Source organism: Paracoccus sp. NSM, from assembly GCF_052379855.1.
Classification (GTDB): Bacteria; Pseudomonadota; Alphaproteobacteria; order Rhodobacterales; family Rhodobacteraceae; genus Paracoccus.
In genome coordinates this window covers 1-1,389 of the sequence record NZ_JBQTCG010000033.1, presented here as the reverse complement: position 1 = coordinate 1,389, position 1,389 = coordinate 1, and the positions used below count along the sequence as shown (strand labels likewise).

Below are 1,389 nucleotides of genomic sequence, written 5' to 3'. Positions count from 1 at the left end.
TCACGTCCGTCAAGCTGGTGTAAATTCCCGGATGGCCTGAGAGCATGATCAGGCGGCCTTCGTCGTTGTTATGCTGAGAATGGGGTCGATCTCCTCGGTGTCGATCTGGGCGAAGGCCTCGACCATCATGTAGCGGCTCGAGGTTTGCCATTCGTCATTCTGCTCGAACAGCACGGCGCCGATGAGCCGCATGATGGAGGCCTCGTTCGGGAAGATGCCGACGACGTCGGCGCGGCGCTTCACTTCCTTGTTCAGGCGCTCGATCGGGTTGGTGCTGTGCAGTTTGGTCCGATGCTGGCGCGGGAAGGACATGTAGGCCAGCACGTCGTGCTCGCTGGCGTCCATCAGGTCGGCCAGCTTGGGCCAGCGCGGGCGCAACTGCTCGGAGACCTTGCGCCAGGTCTCGCCGGCATGAGCGCGATCGGGCTGATCGAAGGCCTGGCGGATCGCGGCGGCGACGACGGTGTGCTGGCCGCGCGAGACGTGGGCCAGCGCGTTGCGCATCCAGTGAACGCGGCACCTCTGCCAAGTCGCCTCGAACACGCGGGCGATGGCGGCCTTGAGGCCGGTGTGGGCGTCGCTGATCACCAGCCGGACACCGCCAAGGCCCCGGGCGCGTAGGGACCGCAGGAACTCGGTCCAGAATGTCTCCGCTTCCGAGGGGCCGATGCCCAGGCCGATGATTTCCCCGCGCCCCTCGGTGTTGGCGGCAACTGCGATTATGGCCGCGACCGGGACGATACGGCCGCCCTGGCGCACCTTGAGGTAGGTGGCGTCCAGCCAGACATAGGGCCACTCGCCGGTGAGCGGACGGTTCAAGAACTCGCCGACGCGCTCATCGATATCCTTGTGTAGCTTCGAGACCGTGCTCTTGGAGATGCCGTTCAGCCCCATCGCCTGCACCAGTTCGTCGACGCGGCGGGTCGAGACCCCGCCGATCCAGGCCTCCTGGATCACCGCCACCAGCGCCTGCTCGGACGTCTTGCGGGCCTCGAGGAAGCCTGGGAAGTAGCTGCCCTGCCGCAGCTTCGGCACCCGCAGGTTCAGCGTGCCCAAACGGGTATCGAGAGCGCGCTCTCGATACCCGTTGCGCCATGTCGTGCGCTCGCTGCTGCGTTCATGCCGGCCGGCGCCGATGATGCCTTCCACATCGGTCTCCATGAACAGCTGCAGCACGGCCTCGGCTATGCCGTGAAGGAAGTCACCCTGATCGTGCTTGGCCAGAAGCTCGGACAGGTCCATGTTCGTCTTGGTCATCGGGGTCTCCGTGGGGTCCGTGGTTGAAGTCGCCAAACTCCACCTCGATCCTACACCTCGATGGCCACCCGGGATCACACCGCCGGCGGCGATGAAATTACACCAGCTCCTCGGACGCTAACCGTCAAAGGG

Annotated in this window: 1 protein-coding gene; it reads right to left on the bottom strand. The window is 65.2% G+C overall.

Annotated features, from left to right (window positions below; translation table 11 throughout):
* Nucleotides 1–48: 48 nt before the first annotated feature.
* A complete protein-coding gene (locus ACTZWU_RS16695; protein ID WP_444738487.1) occupies nucleotides 49–1,257 on the bottom strand; it encodes an IS256 family transposase in 1,209 nt (402 codons plus the stop codon).
* Between the last annotated feature and the right edge of the window lie 132 nt (nucleotides 1,258–1,389).